The organism is Treponema sp. Marseille-Q4523 (assembly GCF_016901105.1).
In the GTDB taxonomy this organism is placed as follows: domain Bacteria; phylum Spirochaetota; class Spirochaetia; order Treponematales; family Treponemataceae; genus Treponema_D.
In genome coordinates, this window is sequence record NZ_JAFEVM010000038.1 from 1 (window position 1) to 22,740 (window position 22,740).

Sequence of the window (22,740 nt, forward strand, 5' to 3'; positions counted from 1 at the left end):
GTTTTTAAATACAGACGGGATGTTTCAAAACTTACCGAAAAGCTCGAAACCGTTCCGTATGAAATATTGAAAGCCCTTGCGACCGGAGATGTAAAAGCGTATTCGAAATATGCAAATAAAAAATCCGCTGTAAATTTAAAAATCGGTGATTATATGGAAAATACGAATTTTTCATATCAGAACTTGCTGGCGGAAACCGAAGATGTAAAAAGGGCGTTCGATTTTATGAAATCGGATTTAATAACACACGCAAATGTTATAGACTCAATACAACCTACGATAAACGAGTTTGTTGAAACGACAACGGAAGAATTTGAAAAAGAATATACGGATGCAAATGTTTTGGTTGAATATCTATTCAATGAGTATGAACAAATTGAAATGTTTTTTAAGATTGACGGGAATAATGTTATTTTGGTCGGGTTAAAAGAATATTCCGTTTTCAGACCATAAAAAGACGAAATCACCGCAATGCAAATCGCTCCCCGATAAACGTGCATCCCGAAGATAAAAACCGACCGCCTCGCTTCGCAACATGAACGATGCGCGGTTGCTGTGATTGTTCAAAGACATATCCGGCATACTTGAAACACGATTGAAATTTATAAAAAAAGCAATGCCGCTTATTCGGAAAATGTAGTGCTCGCGTATTCCGGTAAAACACCGAGTCCGAACAGCGCAAAATCGCCGCGGCACGGATCGTCCGGCCAAATCTGCTTGAGCGCGCGGGTCAGTTCGCGCGCCGTCTTTTCCGTTCCCGCACTTCGCTCGGATATGAGACGGAGCTTTTTCGCTTGCTTGAGGACGTGTGTATCGAGCGGCATAACTAAGTCCGCAGGAGAAAACCACGTCCACAGACCGATATCGACGGGAGAGCCGGTACGCACCATCCAGCGCAAAAACATATTCATGCGCTTATTCGCCGAACCCGCGTTTTGCGGAACGACACGGCACTGCGGAAACGCGCCCGCGATAACGTGCAAAATCGCGGAAGACGCGTCAAAGGACTCGGTTTGACGGGTTTTGCGATTTGCGGCTTTTATGCCGGTAACGCTCGGCTTACCGCTTTCGCTTTTTTTGTTAAGTTTACAAGAGGCAAGTTTTATACCGGCAGCGGATACGTTATGTTCGCTTTCCGTGCAATTTACACTTTTTATGCCGCCGACAGCGAATACGGTACGCCTGCTTTCTGTGCGATCGATATCTTTTGTGCCCGCGGTCACGTCAAGTACAGCTTCCGACCGGTATACTTCCCGCCGTACCGCACATTCCGCTTCGTATGCTTTTTTTACGTAAACGCCGAACGACGCGTGCTCCGCCAATATGTTTTGCAGCGCGGTAAAGAGATCGCACATATCATCGTATGAAAAAAATCGATAAAATTTCCGATTGCCGCGCGGAAAATCGTTTTGCCACATCCCGCTTTGTATCCACGATGCGGGATGCTTTCCCGCCGAAGCGAAAATCGTCTGCACTTTTTGCAGAAACTGTTCGCGCTTTCCGAACGACAGCATCGCCGTAATGAATGCGGCGACTTCCGTATCGCGCGCGGAACGATACCGCCGCAATATGAGGCTCGGATCGCCGGATGAAAAATCACGGGTTTCGTATGTGTCCGCGAGTTCGCACAAAAGTTTTTTTACTTCAGGAACGATTTTTACGTCAGCCATCGATGCGATTATAATTTTCTTTCCGCAATTTTTTCAAACGCAAGCAGCGCGCCTCCTCTTACGCCGCTTTCCTGCGTATGCTCAGGGTAAATAAATTCGATATTGTCATGCGGATACGGAGAACGTATATGCCGGCGCATAAAGGTCATAAGCGTTTCCGTCGGAAACCCCCGCATCGCAAGCACACCGCCCGAAAGGATCACGTAATCGGGATCGATGATATTGATTTCCGTTGCGATGACATATGCAAGTGTTTTTAAAAAATCCTGCACGAGCGGGTGAGCATTCCGCTTAACAAAAATTTCTTTTATATCGATTTCGGGAAAATTCTCTTTGCACATTTTTTCAAGGTATCGTCCCGACGCGACCGTTTCCGAACAGCCGATATTTCCGCAGCCGCAGACGGCCTGCGATCCGAGCATCGGAATATGTCCCAATTCTCCCGCGACGCCGTTTTTTCCCGTGTAAAATCCGCCGTTGATATAGAGCGCGTTTCCGATGCCGGTTCCGACATAGATACCGATAATATTTTTTTCTTTTGCTTCATCGAGCTTGTATTCCCGAATGTCGTTATTCAAGAGGTAATTTACGTCTCTGTCGATAAACACGGGAAGCCGTAAACGCTCGTGCAAAATCCCGCCCAAATCGATATTGTTTAAGCCCGGCAAGTTCGGCGTCGAATAGATAAAGCTTTTGTTTTTACTGACCGAAGACGGTACGCCGATCGCGACGGCGCGGCAGCTTTTTTGCAAATCGTGCTGCCGTATATATGCGGCGATTTTTTGTTCCAAGTCGGAAACGATATCTTCTTTTACGACCGCACCGATGAATTTTTTTTCGAATCCGAAAATCGTTCCCGCTTCATCGACGTACCCGATCCGTAAATTCGTTCCGCCTATATCGATGCCGATGACCGTATCCATTTACGCTTTGCACCCCGTCTCTTTATAAAAAGCATCCGTCATGATATCCCACGCTTTTGCCAAATCGGGATCGTTGTTGAAAAGCCCCGATGAGCCGACGATGTACACTTCCGCGCCCGCGTCGTACAGCCGTTTAAAAGTTTTCGAATTGCACGAACCGTCCACTTCTATGAGATACGAATATCCTTTTTCGGCTTTTAAATTTTTAAGTTCCGTTATTTTGGGAAGCACTTCGGGAATAAACGGCTGTCCGGCAAATCCCGGATCGACGCTCATCACCGTGATTTTATCGAGCCGGTGAATGTAGGGCAGCAGTACGGAAACGGGAGTCGCGGGATTGATCGCAACGCCCGCCTTGCACTTATGCGAATGAATCATGTCGATGATCCGAAACGCTTGAGCGTTAATCGTTTCCGCATGCGGCACGATGTAGTCGGCTCCGGCTTTTGCAAGAGCGTCGACGAAGTCTTCGGGGTTCGTCACCATGAGATGGCAGTCGATCGGCAGTTTGCACGCCGCGCGGATCGATTCCACGAAAAACGGCGAGAGCGTAATATTTTTTACGTAGTGTCCGTCCATGATATCGACATGAACCAAATCCGCTTTTTCGTTGATGATTTCAAGCTGCGCTTTCAATTCCATGAGATTCATACACATGAGCGACGGATTGAATAAGACTTTCATATTTCCTCCAATAAAAACTTTGCAGAAAGTTGCAACTTCCGAAAGGTTTTTAGCCGTGCGCGCGAGCGCACACGTTCAATAATCGAGTTTGCGAAAATCTACTGTATCGTATTCATTCGATATTCATAAAAACGATATGCGTACATATCTTCCGCAAACATCCGCGCAAACTCGAAATAAAAAGCGACGACGCTATTTCAGACGGCGCTTTTTATCATACCTCCAAATTTGAATTCGGCATACCGTTCGACAGGTACCGTTATCGTTTCGTCAGTTGCTGCACCGTATCGGCACAAACCTTAACGGAATGCGTTGCACCTGCTGCCGGTTTTAAATCGCCCCGCAGATAAAAAATTAATAATTTATTGAATAAAGCGCAACATCAATTTGAGCTGCGTCGTCACCGCGATATCCGCCTTATGTCTGTCGTTTTGCGCGATATGGCCGAGCACCGAAATGCCGGTGTTTACCGTCGCATGCTTGAACATACGGCGGAATACGCGGGCGGTTCCCGACATACCGCTCCCCTCGTGCGTGCAAAACGGAATGATCGTCTTGCCGTCCATATCGTGCTCTTCGATAAACGTATACACGACCGGCGGCAAGTCGCCCCACCAAATCGGATAGCCGATAAAGATCGTATCGTAAGGCTCGATATCGACGTCGCCCGTATATGCGGGACGCGCTTTATTCCGCTGCTCTTCTTTCACATACGCAACACAACTTTCGTAATCGGCGGGGTACGGTTTTTCCGGCACGATTTCGAATATGTCGGCGTGCATCTTTTCCGCAATGAGCTTTGCGACGATTGCGGTATTGCCTTCGGTGATATAACCGACTTTGGAATTTTCATCGGCGCGGGAAAAATAGACGACGAGCGATTTCCGTTCTTTCGGCTTGGCTTGTACGCCGACCGCCGCGAAAACGAAAACCAAAGCGGCGATGATTTTTATTTTATTCATATCGTACCTCTGAATGCGACGCACATGCATCGACCCGTTGTATAAAAGATACCGCGTATCGGCGCCTTATACAAGCGTGCGCATTTTCATGGACGTTTTCGGCAGCGTCCTTTATGCGATCCGGCAATGCAGCACAGTCCCCGATACAGCATAATACGCGTGTTGACTTTCCGCGCTCTTGCGATACAATGACGTGTGGAGGCATCGCGTTATGAAATTGACAAGCACGGCGTTTGCCGACGGCAAAAAACTGCCGAAAGAATTTGCAAAAATGGGTGCGAACCGCATTCCGCCGCTGGAAATCGAAGGGGTGCCGAACGGGGCAAAGAGCCTTGCCCTTATCATGCACGATCCCGATGCGCCGTGTGCGGGAGGATTTTATCATTGGACGCTGTGGAACATTCCGCCCGAGACGACGGCGATCGGGGAAGGTACCGTTCCTCGCGGCGCCGTAGAAGGAAAGACGAGCTGGGGTACGAGCGGCTACAACGGGCCGCAGCCGCCGTTCGGTACGCATCGTTATATCTTTTACCTGTATGCGCTTGACGCGACGATCGATCTTCGCCCGGGCAGCGACGTCAAAGCGCTCAAAGATGCGATCTCCGGACACGAAATCGAAAGAGCATCGCTCACCGGTATGTTCGGCGCGCTGGATAATTTCAGAAAATAACGTTATCTTACGCGAACGAATCGACATACTTCGACGCAAAGCGACGGGGTATTAAATCCTCCGTACGAATAAAAAACGCGGCGCCGCTTTCAAAAAAGCAAACGCCGCGTTCTCTTTTGCACTCCGCTGCATTTTTATGCCGTTCCGCACTTGCGCGGAGAGAACCCTTGTCAGCTGTTATAAGCTTTCAGCATCCACGCCAATTTTTGATATCTTTTTGTAAAACCGTTGAATATGTCGGCCGTCACGCCGTCGCCTTCTTTTTCCGCAAGTTCGACGATTTCTTTCGAATCTTTGATCCAATAGTCGGTGTCGGAAACGAGGGCGCGGATCGTCTCGTCGGCGGATTTCGGACCGTCGCCCAATTCTTTGATCGTCGCCATTGCAAGCGCTTCTTTCATATTTGACACGGGATTGCCGCCGAGTGCGAGAATGCGTTCGGCAACTTCATCGAGGATGTCGTTCGCTTCGTCGTACAACTCTTCGAGTTTTGCATGAAGGGTAAAAAACTGAGTACCCTTTAAGTTCCAATGGAGATTATGTTTTTTGACATAATCGATCATCTGATTTGCAAGATACAGATTCAACTTTGATTCCAATTCTTTTGTCATATAAACCTCGTATTAAAAAGCGTCTGAGTTTTATGCAATTTCAAAAAATTGCACTACGCTAACTTCATTTAAAATAATAAAAAAAACGGCAATCGTCAACCGTTCATTAAGGATAAGCGTGCGAGGTACTTGAACAGCAGGGATACTTTACCGTACATTTAAAGGGGGTGTGCGATGGCGAATGATTACGGTGTTCAGTCTATTGAACGGGCATTGGATATCATCGAAGCGGTAGCGGCAAATAAAAATTCCGCCGTACTGACGAAAATCGCCGAAAAAGTAGGTCTGCATAAAAGTACGGCATACCGCATTATTTCGACGCTGCTCAAGCGCGGTTATTTAAAAAAGAATGAAGACGGTACATATAAAATCGGATTGAAGCTTATCGAAGCGGTGAGCTATTATATCGACAGTTTGGAGCTGCAAACGGAAGTGCGTCCGTACATCGCACAGATTACGGCAAAGTTCGGGCTTACGTCGCATTTGGGCATTTTGGAAGGCGATAAAGTAGTTTATATCGAAAAGATGGATATATTTTCGAATATCAAATTGTATTCGCAAATCGGACTGCGTATGCATGCATACTGTTCTTCGCTCGGCAAGTGCCTTTTGGCAAATTATTCCAACACACAGCTCCGATCGATTATGGGAAGAACCGAATTCACGCGTTTTACTCCGAATACGATTACGACGATTGAAGCGCTGCAAAAAGAAATCGATTCGGTCAGGCAGCGGGGCTGGGCGATCGACAACGAAGAATTCGAAATCGGACACCGCTGTATCGGCGCGCCGGTATACGATTATCGGGGCGATATAATCGCGGCAATAAGCGCAAGCGGCAGCACGACCATACTCACCGACGAGCGGATCCCCGAAATAGTCGAATACCTGAAACAAACCGCCGCGGAGATTTCTCAAAATATGGGCTACGTTCCGTAAGGGCGAGGCAAAAAAAATACCGCGATATAAAAAATTACCGGCAGCGTATTTTACGGCGTTCATAAAAAAGGCGCTCACGGATTTTATCCGAAAGCGCCTTTCGGAATTTTTGTAAGCTTTTTTAACTTTTTATTTTACGCTTCAATAATATTTTTCAGCACGACGGTTTTTACCTTCGTCATTTCGTTGAACGTGGACATGACGCCTTCAGTGCCGATGCCGCTGTGCTTCCACCCGCCGAAGGGCATTTCAAACGAGCGATAAAAACTCGCGCCGTTGATAACCGCTTCGCCCGCTTCCATCGCATTTGCGATTTTAAACGCGCGTTTTTGATCGCGTGAAAATACGCAGCTTGATAAACCGAACACGGAATTGTTTGCGATTTCGATCGCTTCGGCGTCGGTGTCGAATCCGATAATCGGTACGACAGGACCGAATATTTCCATGTCTTTTGCGACATCGGCCGTTTTCGGAACATCCGTGATGACCGTCGGTTCGTAAAAAGCGCCGTTGCGTTTTCCGCCCAAAACGATTTTGCCGCCCTGTTCGACGGTTTTTTGTACTTGCTTTTCAACCTGTATCGCCGCTTTTTCGCTGATAAGGCAGGCGATTTTCGTATCTTCGTCGGCAGGATCGCCGAATTTCAGCTGCTTTATTCTTGCAACGGTTTTTTTCGCGAATTCGTCTTTCAGCGAATTGTGAATGATAAAGCGCTTGCTTGCGCAGCATACCTGTCCGGTATTATACATGCGCCCCCACACGAGCTCTTCGACCGCCAAATCGACGTCTCCGTCGTCCAGCACGATGAACGCATCGTTTCCGCCCAATTCAAGCGCCGTGTGTGTAAGGTTTGCGGCCGCCTTTATCGCCGAATCGATTCCGACTTCGGTGCTTCCCGTCAGCGTAACCAAGCCGACCCGCTTGTCGGAAACGGCGTAACTTTTTACGGAGCCGGGAGCCGTAACGCACTGGATCGCACCGTCGGGTACGCCCGCTTCGACGAGCAGTTCCGTCAGCCGCATCAATGTCAAGGGATTGTCGGATGAAGGCAGGACGAGCGCGGCGTTGCCCATCATCAAAGCCGGAGCGACTTTTTGGTCGAACAGATCGCACGGAAAATTGAACGGAATGATGCACACGACGACGCCGACCGGCTCTCTGAGCACCAGCTGCATCGTTGTCTGCTGACCCGCTTCCGTTCCCTGCGGAATGATCGTACCGTAAAAGTGTTTTGCCCGCTCGATAAATCCGCTGAAGCCGATCGTAACGTTTCCGATTTCGGCCCTCGCTTCGGTTATGGGTTTGCCGTTTTCGCTCGACAAAAGCCGTGCCAAATCTTCGTGCGCGTTTTGTACCAAGCTCAAGAACTTATACAGCACTTCGGCACGTTTAAAAACAGGCACTTTCGCCCATTCTTTTTGTCCGCGTACGGCCGCCGCAATCGCCGCATCCAAATCTTTTTCGTTTGCGCGCGGGACACTGTCGATCACTTTGCCGGTCGCAGGCGCGATTACGTCAAAGGTTTGACCGCTCTCGCTGTCGGTCTTTTTTCCGTTGATAATCATCTTCATAGTTGTTACCTCTCGTTAACTCACTTTTCACCGAATGCCGTAAAGGACAGCATAAGGCCGCCGCAGGTATTGCGTCCGTCGTCTTCGTAACCGTATTCGCCGAACGTAAATTCGACGATAAACGGAATCGTTCCCGCCTCTTTTTTGATTGCCGCGGTCAATTCGTTTATCCGCTCTCCGATTCCGATCCGCCTGCCGCCGCAGTGAACCAAATGGAAACCGGCTATCGGCCCTTTCATTTTCGCCTTTAAGTCGGCAAGAGCCGCACTCACGGCTTTTATTAAACCGTCCGTATCGCTTTCGAGGAGGGCTATCGCCGTTCCGACCGCAAGATTGTTTCCTACTGCGATTGAACCGTCGGCGTTACCGTTCATCGGGTGACGTACCGCGATCAAATCGCCTAAGGGATCTTTTACTCCGAGCGGATTCGTAATGGAACGCACGAGCAGATTGCCGCCTTCCGTATCTTTTGTACTCGCACCCGTCCATTCGCGGTACTGTTCAAGCGCCGGTTTTCCGTCGATTTCCACGAGGGTACGCTCTTTTGCAATTTTGGTGATAACGCCGTATTTACCGGTTTCACTGTAGCCGCCGGTATATTTGTTCGCAAAGGCGGCTTTCGTATAGAAAAAAGCAAGGGCTGCACCGTCGCCGGTTATCGTTTTGTCGGCAAACAGCTTCCATTCGCCTGCGAGCGTATTGTCCGCCGCGCTGCCGCCGAAAAGCGGTACTCTTCCCACAACGTCGGAAACACCTTTCAGATAGTATTCTTCTTCGCCGGGAGGCGCGACCATATACATATAGGCGGGCGCTTCCTTTTTACCGGCAGCGGCGAGCGCCTTTTCCGCCAATTTCCGTCCCGTTTCCCGCGCGCTCCCGCTCTTTGCCAAGCCCGCCGTTCCGACCGTCAAATCGGCATCGGACAGAGCCATGATTCCGACAAAGCCTTTTTCGCCGGTAATAAAGCCGTCTTGCGTGACGACGCCGGAAAACGACGTGTTTCCGATCAACGGCACTCCCGGAAGTTCTTCGCCGATCGCTTTCAATAACGCCTGTTGGTCATACGAAACGCCGCTGTATACAAATACAAGTTTCAGATCGTGCAGCGCGTCTTTTACTTTCCGTGCGCATTCCTTTCCTGCCAGAGCCGCATCGGCATTATTGCTGCTCGCAGTCCGTATTCGTAACATAGCAACCTCCTGTAAAAACTTTTTCAGGAAATATCAATTTCCGAAAAAGTTTTTAGTCGTGCGCGCGAGCGCACACGTTCAATAATCGAGTTTGCAAAATACGATGTTATCGTACACATACGATTTTTATTGAAATGATACGTATACACGTTTTCTGCAAACATCCGCGCAAACTCGAGATAAAAAGCGACGGCGATATTTCAGACGGCGCTTTTTATCGACCTCCTGTAAAAACTTTTATGCTCAATTTCGAGTTTTCTAAAACTCGAAATTTTCCATCCGTTTCGCGTATTAACTGAATGGCGAGTATGAAAAGCAAATAAATTTATGTTTACGGCAAGGTTCCGGCTGCGTGCCGTTTCGAGCGTTAGGCCTACGGAAGCCTGTCTTAAAAAGCTCGACCGCGGCACATACATGGCGAGTTTGCGAAGCAAACTCGGTAGTGAGCGCAGCGAACGAAGTTCTCGCCGTAAACACAGCTTTATCAGCTGATATTTTTCAAACTCGACATTCGATCTTTTGATTTTATGATAGGAGGTGAATTTTCAGCTGTCAACGAAAATAAAAATTTACGGTTTTACATACTAAAAATACGGTTTTACAATATGAAACAATAGATGATTCGGCTTTCGGCAACGGCGGTATATGTGCTTTGCACCGCCGCCGTTTTATTATAGAGAATAATTATTATACAGTAATTTTTAAGCGGGAAGTTTTGATATGCAAAAAATTATTGCATATCCTCTTCCAGCCAGCGTTCGAAATCTTTTTCATCGTCGGGGGCGCCGTCGACGAAAGAGGGATCCATGTGCATTAAAAAATGCCAATCGCTTTCTCCCTTTTTTTTATACACGATCGCTTCTCCGTCTTCGGAACCGAAAAACGACCTGTCAACTTCGCAGCCTTGCCGTTCAAGCAAAATTTTTGCGCGTTCGTATGCGCGCTCCCGCTTTTCGATATACGCTTTTACTTCCGCATTGTCGATGACGTATGCGTCCACACGCGTATATCCTGCAGCAAGTCCCCGATTTGCTTTTTCCATATTCGGAATTTCCCGCCAGATGATTTCCACGTCTTCCGTATCCGGAAACATAAAACGGCTGAGCGGTATGCACTTGTCGTTGTATTCGATTTCGGTATAATCGGGCAGTTTTCCGGGACTCAGCGTTTCGCGCACGTCGCAAAAATCGCCGTCCCGTTCTTCGCTCATCGCATAACCGGGAACGGATCGAAGACTCTTTTTCGCTTCGTCGATGTTTTCAAACAGCGCCACCGGCGTTTCATTTCCGTTTTGATTGAAAACCAATAGATACGTCGTTTGCTTCAGATCGGATTTTTTGCCGTTTTGCCGTTCCGTTTCCGGCTTTCCGATTTCCGATGCAGCTCGTTCGGATACCCTGTTTTCGGACACAACGCTTTCCACATCGCCGCTTTTTATCGCACCGTTTTCCTGCCGTACGTCTTTCGGCGCTTCGCTCGACCGGCTCTTTGCCGTCACGCGGGGAACGGAAATCTTTATGACGCTCACCGCCGCTGCCATCCGCTCCGATACGGTAAAAGCTTTGCCGGTTTGCGTTTTCATAATCGACTCCAAACCGAACACCTTTTCCTTCGGGTCTTCGACGATTTCGGCCGTACCGTCGCCCATAACGCTCGCATACGCGGAACTGTATTTGCACGGAATGTCGCCGCCTGAAATCAGAGCAATGTCCGTTTCGAGTTCGATACAGACGTTCGGATTTTTTTTAATGCAATCGATTTTGCGCCCCTCTTGTGCGCTGTGCAGATAGAGCGTCAGCACTCCGTCGGTAAAAACATAACCGTACTGCAGCGGTACGACGTAGGGCACGCCGTCGTCGATCATGCCGATATGCACGACCTTCGCTTTTTCGATGATGCTTTCGATTTGCCGGCTATCGGTCACTTCTCTGTCTTTTCTTCGCATGCGAGCCTCCGTACGCCCAGCTTTTTAGTATAACAAAGTTCGATTTACGTCAAGCGACCGGTCGATATCGATATATTTGAATATGATCGTATCGACACGTATCTGATAATTCCTATGGAATTTATCAATTATTATTAAAAAATTTTTGTTGACAGATTTAAAATCACGTGCGAAGATATAACTCGTCGGGAGAGTAAACGCTTACTCTATTGTGGAAAAAACATGGCGGAAGTTACGATAAAGGACATCGCTCGTATCTGCAACGTTTCCATTGCGACGGTTTCTCGTGTTGTGAATAACAGCAATAAGGGAGTCGGACAGAAAACGAAAGAGCATGTGCTTTCGGTCATCAAAGAATTGCATTATTCTCCGAACGGAATGGCCCGCGGTATGGTAAACGGAAATACGGGGCTGATCGGACTCGTTTTGCCTGATATCCGGAACCCGTTTTTTGCCGAATTGGCCAGAGGCGTGGAAGATTACTGTACTCAAATGCACTACAACTGCCTTTTGTGTAATACCGACAGTAAACCCCAAAAAGAGCAGGCGTATATATCCTTTTTTCAAAAACGTATGGTTTCGGGCGTTATTTTTACGGCGCAAAACGCCAAAACCCGTAACGAAAACCTATACGGATTTAACGAAACTCATATTCCTTTTTGTCTTGTAGAATATTATTGTAAAGCGTTGGCTAATGTCCCGGGAGTATATTTTAAAAATAAAAAAGGAGCGCAGCTGATTGTTGAACTTTTAATAAAAAATCATCACAAAAAAATCGCTTTTATCGGAGGACCGTCATCCACCCAAAATGCAATCGATCGATTTGAAGGATATAAAGCGGCTCTTGCGGAATATGATATACCGTTTGAAAAAGAACTCACAATCGAATCCGATTATTCATACAATGGCGGGTATAAAGCCATGGAAACGCTTTTTACCCGTCCGATTTCCTTTACTGCCGTTTTCGCAGCGAACGATCTCATGGGCTACGGCGCCATGGAATATATACACAAAATAGGAAAAGAAGTTCCTCGAGATTATTCGTTGGCAGGTTTCGACAATATTTCATTTCCGGCCGTGTTTCAGCCGGTTATAACGTCGGTCGAGATCCCTGCCTACCGCTTCGGTATGCTTGCGGCAAAAAAAGTGATCAATTGTATCGAAAAAAAGGAAGTAATTCCTTTAATCGATGTTATAGATCCCGTTATCGTCGATAAGGGTTCTATAAGGGAAATCTAATAGGTTTTTTTAACCGCGAGAGTAAACGTTTACTCTCCAAATGAAAAAGGTGGATGTATAATGAAAACGAAACGGATTTTACGAGGGAAAGGTGTTTTTGTCGCGCTGCTGTTGCTTCTGCTGTTCTTTTCGGTGACTTCACCGCATTTTTTCAAACTCAGTAATCTTATCAACATTTTACGGCAAATCTCACTGTTGGGTATCATCTGCATGTCGATGACGATGGTCATCACTTGCGGTGAAATAGATTTGTCGGTCGGTGCAATCTATTGTTTGTCGGCCATTCTTGCCGGAACGCTCATGGTTCACAACGTCAATGTCATATTTGCGGTAATCGTTGCACTGCTTGTAGGACTGCTGATCGGTTTGGCGAACGGCATATTGGTAACTTTTTGTAAAATCCCCGCAATGATAGTAACACTCGGCATGATGAATATCGCGCGCGGTACAGCTTTGCTGATCACTGAGGGCAGGATAATCAATATTTCAAGCAGAAATATCAAATCACCGCTGCTCAATTCACTTTTGTTTTTCGGTCAAGGACGGATTTTCGGTATTCCGGTTATGACACTGTGTTTTATCATCGTCGTTATCATTTCCTGGTTTATCTACCACAGATCGCTTTTAGGCTTTCATTATAAAGCCGTCGGCGGCAATCCGCTCGCTGCGCAAGCATCGGGGATAAACGGACGCGGCATCAAAACGCTTTCTTTCGGATTTAACGGTTTATTTTCGGCTTTTGCGGGCATTTTGAATATGGCCTTTCTCTCAAATATACAGGGAACGTCGGGACAAGGGATGGAAATGAATGTCATCGCAGCCGTAATCATCGGCGGTACGTCGCTTTCGGGCGGTGAAGGCAGTATTATCGGCACGCTTATCGGCGTATTGATTATCGGCGTACTGAATAACGGTATCGTCCTGTTGGGTGTTTCTCCTTTTTTACAAACGCTTATCATCGGCATCGTCATTATCGGAGCCGTGGCCATCGATACATGGTCCAAGAGGGGGAGAAAAGAATGAAGCACATAATCGAATTGGAAAATATCTCCAAACAATTTCCGGGCGTAACGGCATTGCAAAGTGTTTCTTTTTCGATCGATGCCGGAGAGATACATGCCATTGTCGGCGAAAACGGCGCGGGAAAGAGTACATTAATAAATATTCTCGGCGGACAGTATGCGGCGACAACGGGAAAGATAAAATATAAAGAAAAAGAAGTTCATATAAAAAATCAAGCCGATTCTTTGGCGATGGGTATCGGCATCGTGTATCAGGAATTGAAATTGTGCGGAAATCTTACCGTAACCGAAAATATTTTTTTAGGACAGGAGCGCGATCGGAATAATAAAAAAATATCTTGGCAAAAACTCGATAAGACCGCAAAGGACTTGATCGAAAAACTGGGAGGAAAGTTTTCGACATCCGAAAAACTGCGAAACCTCAGTTTGGCCGAACAGCAGCTTGTCGAAATTGCACGCGCGCTCAGCCGGAATGCGGACGTGCTCATCATGGATGAGCCGACTTCCAGTCTGACGGTTCGGGAATCGGAAAATCTGTTTAAGCTGATGATATCGCTGAAACAACAGAAAAAAACGATCATCTATATTTCACATCGTATGGAAGAAGTTTTTGCGCTGGCCGATCGTATTTCCGTTTTACGGGACGGTAAGTATCTGGGTACTTTCGCTAAAGACGAGATAACGCAAAATCAAGTCGTATCGCTTATAGCGGGCAAAGAGATGGCGCAGGATCTCGCATCGAGAAACATCAAAGACAAAGAACCGAATGCGCAGCCGGTTTTGGAAATACGAAATTACTCACGGAGCAATGCGTTCAGCAATCTCAACTTATCGTTGTATCCGGGCGAAATACTCGGCATATACGGTCTGCAGGGATCCGGCAGGACGGAACTTTTGGAAACCATGTTCGGTTTTGCGCAGCCCGTCGGCGGTGAAATGCTGTATAAAGGCAAAGTTATAAAAAATAAAAACACAAAGGAAGCGATTCGCCGCGGTTTTGCAATGATCGGAGAAAACCGGCTCAAAGACGGTTTTTTCGGGAAGATGTCTATAAAAGACAATATCTGCAGCGTGTGTACCGTACGAAAAACGGATAAATCGCATATACGGCTCGATCAAAAACTTTTGACGAAATATGCGGATAACGTAATTCAAAAGCTGTCCGTCAAAGCGTCTGATCGCGAACAACTCATAAGCCAATTGAGCGGAGGCAATCAACAAAAAGTAATCATAGGAAAATGGCTTACTTCAAAACCGAGCGTTTTGTTTGTCGATGAGCCGACGCGCGGAGTCGATGTCGGAGCAAAAACGGAAATTTTTTCGATTTTGCGAAAGCTCAGCGCAGACGGTTTGCCTATTCTATTGGTGTCTTCGGAATTGTCGGAAATCATTGCGCAGAGCAACAGAATCCTCGTTATGAAAGAAGGGGCTTTCGTTGCGGAATTCGATGCAAAAGAAGTAACGAAAGAAAAGATTATTCAAGCGGCTATTTAAACTATGCGTACATATCATCCGGAGACTGACTTTTAAAAAAAGCCATAATAAAAACCGTCGTTTGAAATTGTACCGACGCTCGCGACGGAGAACAAAATGCTGAAACATTTTTATCGGAGGCATGCCATGGATATATGAAAAAATGAGGTAAGCGGCAAGATATATGCCGCACGGTCTCTTTCCGGTTGGAAATCCACAAATGTAGAACTAATGTCAAAAAGTCGACGTATGGTGCCGGCTTTTACAAGGAGGACAAAATGAAAAAAATTATCGGTCTGTTGGTATTGATAACATCGCTTTCACCTCTCGCTTTTGCGACCGGCGAAGCGGAAAAAACGGATAAGCCGCTGAACATCGTTTTGATTTATCACGATACGGCGCTTGAATTCGGACAAGTCATCAAAGCGGGTGCCCTTGCTGCGGGTAAAGAATTAAAGTGCAATGTAAAATTTGAAGGACCCGTCGGCATAAAAGTCGATGAGCAGGTCGCCTTTATCGAAAATGCGATTACCCGAAAAGTCGACGGTATTGCGACGAGTAATCCGAACGGTGAAGCGCTTAACCCGATGATTCAAAAAGCTTTGGATGCGGGTATTCCGACGATCACGTTTAACAGTGAAGCAGAAAATTCTCCGAGTAAGGCATTTGTCGGACAAGGCCTTGTGGAATCGGGACGCCAGCTTGGACACGTTACCGCCGAATACATCGGTAAAAAAGGTACCGTTATTATTATAACGGGAGAAGCCGCCGCAACGTGGTCGATAGATCGAGAAACCGGTTTCAGAGAAGCTATGGCATCTTATCCCAATGTTAAGATTTTAAACACCGTCAGCACGGGATGGGAAGAACAGGCGCAATACGCGGCGATCGAAAACGCGATCTTGGCAAACCCGCGCGTATCAGCTGTCGCTTCTCTCGACGGCGGCACGACGCCGACGACGGGTATCGTTTTGAGCCGATTGAATCGCAAAGATATCGTGCATGTCGGCAACGATTTAAGCGTCCAAACCTTAGATAACATAAAAGCCCGTTGGACAAAAGCCTCTCTATCGCAGTTCCCCTACAACCAAGGTTATATGTCCGTGAAAATTCTCTATGATTTTATCATGAAAGGAATACCGCTTAAAGATGTCGATACGGGTATCTTACGAGTCGACGAAAAAAATATCGACGAATACATGAAAAAACTTGCCGCAGGCGAACCTGTCGGTTAAAAGAGGTACAAGGGGTTGTCGGATTGTACATATCGGGTCATCAAAGTAATGACGCTGCAATACGATTCTGCAACCCCGTTCGGTTACCGATAAAGGGAGTCGTTTTTTATGAAAAAGAATTCAATATTTGTAATGGGCAGTTACGCCGTGGGCATGACTGCGGAATGTCCCGTTTTTCCCGATGTCGGGGAAACCGTAAAAGGTACGAGCTTCGCAGCCATACACGGCGGGAAAGGTTCCAATCAAGCTATAGCCGCCGCACGTCTGGGCGGAAACGTAATCTTTTGTACCTGTGTGGGAAACGATACTTTCGGAAAAGAAGCGCTGCAGCTTTTTGCCGACGAAAAAATCAATAAAGATCACGTAAAGGTTTGCGAAACGTCGAAAACAGGAGTCGGAATCGTAATGGTCGATCCGAACGGACGAAATGAAATCGTTATCGTTCTCGGCGCTAATGAAGATTTTACGGCGGACGATGCGGAAAAATTGCGGGCAACGATTGCGGAAGCAAGCATCGTTTTACTGCAGTTGGAATTCAATTTAAACGCCGTTGTACGCGTCGTTGAAATTGCACACGAACTGCATATTCCCGTTATCTTGGATCCCGCGCCGTATCAAAAAATACCGGAAAGCGTAATCAAAAAAGCGACGTATTTGGTACCGAATGAAGTCGAAGCCCTGCAGCTTTTGGAAGAAAAAGCCTCTCTTCCTCCGGCCGAACTGGCGGAAAAATTATACCGTCGTTTCGGATGCAATATAATCATCACGCTCGGTGATAAAGGTTGTTATATCCGTACCGAATCTTTATCGGTTTTGATACCGACTTACCCGCTTAAACCCGTCGATACGACCGGCGCGGGAGATACGTTCAGCGGCGCATTTGCATATGCATTGAGCGAAGGTATGCCTCTCGAAAAAGCCGTCGATACCGCGTTGGCGGCATCATCGCTTTCCGTGACAAAATTCGGCGTTATCGAATCCATTCCTTATTTAAATGACGTATTGAAATTAATCGAAGGAGGAAAAAATTGAAAAAAGGAAGAATTCTTAATATCCAATTAAATAAAGCGATCGCTTCTCTCGGCCATTTGGATTGGATAATCATATCCGACGCGGGGCTTCCCGTCGATCGGGAAGAACAGCGTATCGATTTGGCGATAGAAGCGGGAAAACCGGAAATCGCCGAAATTTTGGAACTCGTCACGAGCGATCTTATTTATGAAAGATGTATCGTCGCAAAAGAGCAGGAAGAATACAATCCGCTCCACTTTGCAAATGTTAAGAAAATCATAACTCGCTGCAAAGTCGAAACGATTCCGCATGAAGCGCTGTTGGAATATAAGAAAAAAGCGAAATACATTATCAGAACGGGTGGCTTTGAACCGTGGGGAAATGTCGTTCTGTGCTGCGGTGTAGATGCTCCGGTTTGGTTTCAAAAAGAAGGTGTTATTACACCCGACTATTATTCGGAACGGGCAAATTATAAAGAGGAGAAAAATTAATATGAAGATTCAATGCTGTTTTGCGGTAAAAGATCCCACAGGTTTAAGCTGGCCGGGAATCTTGGCCGATTACGAAGGCAGAAAATGCTATTACATAAATCTGCTGAATGAAACATTCGGAAACGAATTTGAATTCGTCTACACAAGTTTGATGGCGCATGCATCGGATCAGGATTTGGAAGCGTTGACTCACGACGACGGCTTCATCATGATTTTGCTTGCGCACGGGACGGGCTTGGGACAGAGAGTCGCTCCCCTGCTGAAACACGGATTGATAATCGATGATCCCTACGGAGGTTCCGGCGATATAATTCGTACAACAGGTATTATCAAAGAAAAACAATATCCCGTCGGAACGGTCGGAACGGAAGATGTCGAAGCGCTCCTTCATAAAATCCGCGTATATTTAGCCGTTCCAAAAATTAAAAACAGCAGAATTTTGGTGTTTAAAAATTTTGAACGGATGACACCGCTGAAAGAGGCCGAGTTCAAGCGTTCGATCGGAACGGGCAGTACGATGAAGCGCTATATAGCGGGAAAGCAGGGATTCGGGCAAAACTTGGATACCATAAAAAATACCTTCGGTGTCGAAATCGTCGTAAAAACATTGAAAGAACTCAATGACTGTATCGATCAGGTTGATGAAAAAGATGCGGCCGCATTAGCCAAAAAATGGATCGATCATGCGGAAGAAATGGTCGAGCCTACGTATGATGACGTTTTTGCCAGCGCTAAAATGTACTTCGCACTGGAAAAGCTCAAACGAGAAGCAAATGCCGATGTCGTAAGCGTCGACTGTATTTTATTGTTCTTTGCATACGATTTGACGGTATACCCGTGTTTAAGCTTCTTCGAAATGAACAATAACGGTGAAATCGGAATATGCGAAGGCGATCTCGATGCGTGCATCACCAGTTTGATTATCAGAGCGATCTCAGGACGCCCCGGATTCGTATCCGATCCTTTTGTCGATACGGAAACGAATCAAATCGTATACGCGCACTGCGTCGCTTCATGTAAGCCATTGGGGCCGACCCATGCGTCTTTCCCGTATAAGATCCGAACGCACTCCGAAGACAATGCGAGTGCCGCTCTGCAGGTTATTATGCCGGTCGGCTATCCTTTGACGACAATAAAAGTCAGTGCAAGCGGGAAAGCCATGAGCATCCACAGCGGCGAAAGCATCGGCAACGTCGATCACGCAAGCGGATGCCGTACGAAACTCGTTTGCAAAGTAAAGTCCAGCAGAAAGATTATGGAAAATTGGCATAATGAATTATTCAGTTGGCACAGAGTAACCGTATTCGGAGACTACAGGGAAGATTTTATCGATGTCGCAAAGTATCTCGGATTGACCGTATACGACGAAGATAATATGTAACATCTCAAGGGCTGTTTTGCAGTATATGCAAAGCGGCCTCTTTTATTAAACTTCAGACAGCATATTGTAATCATTCTCTTTCCTCCGTTATACTGTCGCGTACAACGCAGCGGTTATTGTAACCGTTGTACGACGGAGGTTCTCTAATGCCAAGCGAAAAACGCTTCGTTTATTGTATGCGCTGTATGTCGATTGTCGTCGCACTTTCTATTTTTATGCTTTCATCGCGCTCAAAACTGCCGCTGCCCGATTCGACATTGTTTCCGGGCATGGATAAAGTTTTGCATGCGCTCGCATTCGGGTGTTTTGCGTTTTCTTTTTCGTATTGGCTCGGCAGAGATATGTGGAAGTCAAAGCCTGCCGTATGCGTTTTGATCGTGTGCGTCGTTGCGGCGTGCTACGGGGCAAGCGATGAAATCCATCAAATGTTCGTTCCCGGCCGTGACGCTTCCGTATACGATTGGATCGCCGACTGTACCGGCGCGCTCGCTGCGTCTCTTTTGCGCACGGCAATCGTACGAAAAAAAATCGCGGCCGCTTGACAATATGAAAAATCATTCCGCGTCGAAAGCCGTATCGATGAGCATTTTTTCGCCATCCGATTGGGGAAGAGATTCGACCCGCGTCAATTTTCTTTCGATGGCGCGGCTGCGCGTTTCGGCTTTTTCGATTTCATTCGTTGCCGACTGCAGCTTTTCTTTTGTCTTTGCCAAAACCGTGCCGAATTTTCCGAATTCCGTTTTTACCGCACCGAGCAATTCCCACACTTTGCTCGTCTCTTTTTGGATCGCGAGCGTGCGGAAACCCATCTGCAAACTGTTCAAAAGCGCCGTCAGCGTCGTCGGTCCCGATACCGTAACTTTAAAATCGTTTTGCAGCTGCTGCACAAAACCCGGCATGCGGTTCAGCTCCGCATACAAACTTTCGTACGGAACGAACAGTATGCCGAAATCGGTCGTATACGGAACTTCGATATATTTTTCTTTAATATCTTTTGCCATGCTCCGTATCTCGGAAACAAGCGCTTTTTTTTGCGATTCGATTTCGACCTTATCCGCTTTTTCATACGCCAATGTGAGCTTGTCCCAAATCGCAACGGGATATTTCGAATCGAGCGGCAGATAGATATAATCGCGTTCCGTGCTTTTCGACGGGATCTTTACGGCGAACTCGACGACCTTTTTCGGATTGGACGGATTCGGATGTGCGTTTTTTTCGTATTGCTCGGCCGACAAAAAATCGCTGAGGATGGCTTCGAGCTGCACTTCGCCCATACCTCCGGCGGACTTTACATTTGTCAATGCGCGTTTGAGCCCGCCGACATCGCTTGCAAGATTTTGCATTTCGCCGAGTCCTTTTTGCACGGCTTCGAGCTGCTTGCTCACGATTTCGAACGAACCTGCCAATCGCTTTTCAAGCGTCGACTGCAGTTTTTCGTCTACCGTCATGCGCATCTGTTCGAGTTTTTTTTCGTTGTTGTCCTGCATATTTTTAAGGCCGGCCTGTATGGTTTCCTGCTGTTTGAAAAGGTTTGCCTGCGTCGCACCCGACAGGCTGTCGAACTTTTGGGAAAGGAGCGCCATAAATTTTGTTAAATTATTCGTCAGGGATTCGTGCGTGTTTTTTGTCAGCGTATCAAGTTTTCCGTTTATCGATTCTTGGAATTTTACGAGCGTTTCGGTGTTTTCCTTTCGCGATTCTCTGTCGCTTTCGGAATGTTCTTTTCTGCTCCGATCGAATTCGTCTTTCAGATTTTTTTCGTAATTTTCAAGCCGATTAAAAACTGCCGAAGAACCGGTTCCGCCGGTTTTAATAATAAGCACGATCAATAAAATGACGGCAAGCAAAAGCAATCCCGTGATCGCGATAAAAAACTGCAATTCCATAATCGAAAACTCCTTCGCCGCTCTTCGCTCTGCGATCCGTCGAAGCGGCTCTGTCGATGCGTCTGTTATTTTTCAATATATCGGTATGCTTGAGCGCTCACTCTTCCCACAGTTCGTTGAGGCGCGAGTCGAGCGCGGCGATGACGCGGCCGCGCGAAAAATGCAGTCGCTTTGCCGTAAGCGCGTCGAAAGTCGTAAACATCTGTCCGAGAAATACGCCCGCTTTGCCCGGCAAATGCAAGTACGGCGATATGGCAAATTGCGAAAGGAATACCATACCCGTGAGGATGCCGCTTTTATGCAAACCGACGAGGAGCGAGTCGAGGGTAATGCGGAATTTGCCGAGCGAAAGGAGTACTCTGCCCGAAGGCGCAAGGAGCGCAAAAAACGTAATGCCGATCGTCATAAAGATTGACGGCAGCACTTTGATGCGGCCGCGTTTTTTTATTGCAGCCATTGTGAAAAAGGCTGCGGCGAAAATCCACACGATGCACACGCGCGCGATGCCGGATACGCTTTTCGGAACGACCAGCCCGTGCAGTAAAAAGATCGGGAACAGAATCATTGCGACGATAAACTGAACGCGCGAAGTTTTTGCGTCGGCATCGAGCGAACCGCCGGAAGAGGGGGCAGCGGAAAAGACCGGAGCGCTTTCGGCGCGAGGACTTTGGAGCGAGGGGGAGACTTCCCCCCCTGCCGTATTCGAATCAAGCTGTTCGGAAAGCAACCGCTTGTACCACGACGACTTCGCGCAAAAAATATTGACAAAAACGCCGAGTACGAGTCCGGTCACGAGTCCGGTAAAAAAAAGAAGCGGAGCGATAAAGCGCGTTTCGGCACCGAAAATCATCAAGCGGGCGACGGCAACCTGTGCCGCATTGTTCGCAAGCGCACCTGCCAGACTCAAGCCGATGTTCGACATGAGCTTCGTTTTGTGAAAGAGCGTGTAGAGCAGGAGCATCGCAAAGCCGGAAGCGAACGAACCCGCTGCGGAAAACACGAACACGTACGAAAAAAGCGTGCCGGAAATGAGCGCTTGACCGAGCACTTTGAGCACGATCAAAAAGGCGACGTCGCGTTTGGACATCATCGCAAGCGAAATGAGGATCGGAAGGTTTGCCAGTCCGAGCCGCATAAACGGCAGCGGTTTCGGAATCGCGTATTCGACTGCGGAAAGAAAAAGACAGAGCGCCGCAAAAAACGGAACGCGCGAAGATCGGTCTGTATGCGTCATAGCGCAAGTATAGCGTATCGTGCGGAAAGCAACAACGGAGCGGACGAGGATGTAGGAACAGCCGATGGTATGGGGCAGGAGACGCGAGAGGACGGAGGATGATTTTTCGTTCTTAAAGAAAGTATACGAGTTTATCATAGGGCTTAAAACACGATTTAACTCAAAGGAAAAAATTGTTGACCGCGGAAATCTTATAATATATGCGCTTGGAGTTTATTACGAAGACAACGGCATTTATCCGGAAAGTTTGGAAGATTTACTACCGATGCATTTGGATAAAATACCGAGACCGGGATTGAGAAACGGTTTTAACTTTCGGACAAAATTCCGATATATTAAATGGCCTAAGAGTTTTAGAATAACTTTTAGATATGATATCTTCTCCGAATTTTACTACGAATCGTCTGAGGGGAAATGGCGTTATGAAAATCATTGATTTTCATTGACGTTGATGAAAAGGGTTCTGCGTCCGTTTTCGGTTTAAGGTATAAAAAAATGAAAGCTGTTATTATAATTTATAAAAAAAGGTAATGAATATGTTCAAAGGAATAAAATACAAAATTCAGATAACTGAATTTCTTTTTGTAAGTATTATTATTACAT

21 protein-coding genes are annotated in these 22,740 nt (G+C 47.0%); 11 read left to right on the forward strand and 10 right to left on the reverse strand.

Annotated elements, in window-relative coordinates:
• Positions 1-453: hypothetical protein (locus JSQ97_RS10735; protein WP_205076051.1), on the forward strand; the 453-nt coding region annotated here is incomplete at its 5' end.
• Positions 454-623: 170 nt separating this feature from the next.
• Here the strand turns inward: JSQ97_RS10735 and JSQ97_RS10740 are convergent.
• From JSQ97_RS10740 to JSQ97_RS10755, 4 genes are all read right to left on the reverse strand, one after another.
• Positions 624-1,670, reverse strand: coding sequence for a TIGR02757 family protein (locus JSQ97_RS10740; protein ID WP_205076052.1), 1,047 nt, complete (start codon positions 1,668-1,670; stop codon positions 624-626).
• 8 nt (positions 1,671-1,678) lie between these two features.
• Positions 1,679-2,593, reverse strand: coding sequence for an allose kinase (alsK, locus tag JSQ97_RS10745; protein ID WP_205076053.1), 915 nt, complete (start codon positions 2,591-2,593; stop codon positions 1,679-1,681).
• Entirely contained in the window at positions 2,594-3,277 is a 684-nt protein-coding gene (alsE, locus tag JSQ97_RS10750) for a D-allulose 6-phosphate 3-epimerase (RefSeq protein WP_205076054.1), read from the reverse strand.
• Between the two features lie 362 nt (positions 3,278-3,639).
• A complete protein-coding gene (locus JSQ97_RS10755) occupies positions 3,640-4,239 on the reverse strand; it encodes a flavodoxin (RefSeq protein ID WP_205076055.1) in 600 nt (199 codons plus the stop codon).
• Positions 4,240-4,450: 211 nt separating this feature from the next.
• On the opposite strand from JSQ97_RS10755, the gene JSQ97_RS10760 reads away from it, so the two are divergent.
• Positions 4,451-4,909, forward strand: a complete 459-nt coding sequence (locus JSQ97_RS10760; protein ID WP_205076056.1) for a YbhB/YbcL family Raf kinase inhibitor-like protein — start codon at positions 4,451-4,453, stop codon at positions 4,907-4,909.
• 170 nt (positions 4,910-5,079) lie between these two features.
• On the opposite strand, the gene JSQ97_RS10765 is transcribed toward JSQ97_RS10760, so the two are convergent.
• Positions 5,080-5,520, reverse strand: coding sequence for a Dps family protein (locus JSQ97_RS10765; RefSeq protein WP_205076057.1), 441 nt, complete (start codon positions 5,518-5,520; stop codon positions 5,080-5,082).
• 174 nt (positions 5,521-5,694) lie between these two features.
• Between JSQ97_RS10765 and JSQ97_RS10770 the strand changes: the two genes are divergently transcribed.
• A complete protein-coding gene (locus JSQ97_RS10770) occupies positions 5,695-6,459 on the forward strand; it encodes an IclR family transcriptional regulator (protein WP_021329705.1) in 765 nt (254 codons plus the stop codon).
• Positions 6,460-6,593: 134 nt separating this feature from the next.
• On the opposite strand, the gene JSQ97_RS10775 is transcribed toward JSQ97_RS10770, so the two are convergent.
• From JSQ97_RS10775 to JSQ97_RS10785, 3 genes are all read right to left on the reverse strand, one after another.
• Positions 6,594-8,030, reverse strand: coding sequence for an aldehyde dehydrogenase family protein (locus JSQ97_RS10775; RefSeq protein ID WP_205076058.1), 1,437 nt, complete (start codon positions 8,028-8,030; stop codon positions 6,594-6,596).
• Positions 8,031-8,050: 20 nt separating this feature from the next.
• Positions 8,051-9,220: an FIST signal transduction protein gene (locus JSQ97_RS10780; RefSeq protein ID WP_205076059.1), complete on the reverse strand. Its 1,170-nt coding sequence runs from the start codon at positions 9,218-9,220 to the stop codon at positions 8,051-8,053.
• A gap of 730 nt (positions 9,221-9,950) precedes the next feature.
• Entirely contained in the window at positions 9,951-11,165 is a 1,215-nt protein-coding gene (locus tag JSQ97_RS10785; protein WP_205076060.1) for a pyridoxamine 5'-phosphate oxidase family protein, read from the reverse strand.
• Between the two features lie 222 nt (positions 11,166-11,387).
• On the opposite strand from JSQ97_RS10785, the gene JSQ97_RS10790 reads away from it, so the two are divergent.
• The 8 genes from JSQ97_RS10790 (at position 11,388) to JSQ97_RS10825 (ending at position 19,559) form a co-directional block, all read left to right on the forward strand.
• Complete coding sequence (locus JSQ97_RS10790) at positions 11,388-12,404, forward strand: LacI family DNA-binding transcriptional regulator (protein ID WP_205076061.1); 1,017 nt, start codon at positions 11,388-11,390, stop codon at positions 12,402-12,404.
• Positions 12,405-12,464: 60 nt separating this feature from the next.
• Positions 12,465-13,427, forward strand: coding sequence for an ABC transporter permease (locus JSQ97_RS10795; RefSeq protein ID WP_205076062.1), 963 nt, complete (start codon positions 12,465-12,467; stop codon positions 13,425-13,427).
• Positions 13,424-14,920, forward strand: coding sequence for a sugar ABC transporter ATP-binding protein (locus JSQ97_RS10800; RefSeq protein ID WP_205076063.1), 1,497 nt, complete (start codon positions 13,424-13,426; stop codon positions 14,918-14,920). The genes JSQ97_RS10795 and JSQ97_RS10800 overlap by 4 nt, the downstream gene beginning before the upstream one ends.
• A 257-nt stretch (positions 14,921-15,177) precedes the next feature.
• Positions 15,178-16,134 (forward strand): sugar ABC transporter substrate-binding protein, encoded by a 957-nt coding sequence (locus tag JSQ97_RS10805; protein WP_205076064.1) that lies wholly within the window; start codon positions 15,178-15,180, stop codon positions 16,132-16,134.
• A gap of 108 nt (positions 16,135-16,242) precedes the next feature.
• Complete coding sequence (gene rbsK, locus JSQ97_RS10810; protein WP_205076065.1) at positions 16,243-17,166, forward strand: ribokinase; 924 nt, start codon at positions 16,243-16,245, stop codon at positions 17,164-17,166.
• Positions 17,163-17,636, forward strand: coding sequence for a D-ribose pyranase (gene rbsD, locus JSQ97_RS10815; RefSeq protein WP_205076066.1), 474 nt, complete (start codon positions 17,163-17,165; stop codon positions 17,634-17,636). The genes rbsK and rbsD overlap by 4 nt, the downstream gene beginning before the upstream one ends.
• A gap of 1 nt (position 17,637) precedes the next feature.
• Positions 17,638-19,017 (forward strand): hypothetical protein, encoded by a 1,380-nt coding sequence (locus tag JSQ97_RS10820; RefSeq protein ID WP_205076067.1) that lies wholly within the window; start codon positions 17,638-17,640, stop codon positions 19,015-19,017.
• Between the two features lie 146 nt (positions 19,018-19,163).
• On the forward strand, positions 19,164-19,559 hold the full coding sequence (locus tag JSQ97_RS10825; RefSeq protein ID WP_205076068.1) for a VanZ family protein: 396 nt from the start codon (positions 19,164-19,166) through the stop codon (positions 19,557-19,559).
• A gap of 12 nt (positions 19,560-19,571) precedes the next feature.
• Here the strand turns inward: JSQ97_RS10825 and JSQ97_RS10830 are convergent, their stop codons facing one another.
• Complete coding sequence (locus JSQ97_RS10830) at positions 19,572-20,903, reverse strand: DNA recombination protein RmuC (protein WP_205076069.1); 1,332 nt, start codon at positions 20,901-20,903, stop codon at positions 19,572-19,574.
• A 97-nt stretch (positions 20,904-21,000) separates the two neighbouring features.
• Positions 21,001-22,137 carry a Gx transporter family protein gene (locus tag JSQ97_RS10835; protein WP_205076070.1) on the reverse strand — a complete coding sequence of 379 codons (1,137 nt, stop codon included), beginning with the start codon at positions 22,135-22,137 and terminating at the stop codon, positions 21,001-21,003.
• Positions 22,138-22,740 lie beyond the last annotated feature (603 nt).